The organism is Streptobacillus felis (assembly GCF_001559775.1).
Classification (GTDB): domain Bacteria; phylum Fusobacteriota; class Fusobacteriia; order Fusobacteriales; family Leptotrichiaceae; genus Streptobacillus; species Streptobacillus felis.
In genome coordinates, this window is the sequence record NZ_LOHX01000227.1 from 1 (window position 1) to 244 (window position 244).

1 pseudogene is annotated in these 244 nt (G+C 29.1%); it reads right to left on the reverse strand.

Going from position 1 to position 244, the window contains the following annotated elements:
- Positions 1-20: 20 nt before the first annotated feature.
- A pseudogene (locus AYC60_RS09000) lies at positions 21-244 on the reverse strand (1-phosphofructokinase); the annotation flags it as partial.

The window sequence follows — 244 nt, forward strand, 5'->3', positions numbered from 1 at the left end:
TTTTTAGCCTATTCATAAACTCATTTATCATTATCTAATGTTCTTTTAAATACATCTTCTATTACCTTTTTATTAGGTTTTATCAACATCTTTTGATATACATTATCATTTAGCTTACCCCCTCGCTTATCAAGTATATCCTTAGCTTGAGTTTTCTTCCAACGATCCTTTTGAATCTCACCTCTTATACTACTAGTTATAGAACCAGCAAGTATGAATATATCATCACCATTTAACGTCTTTA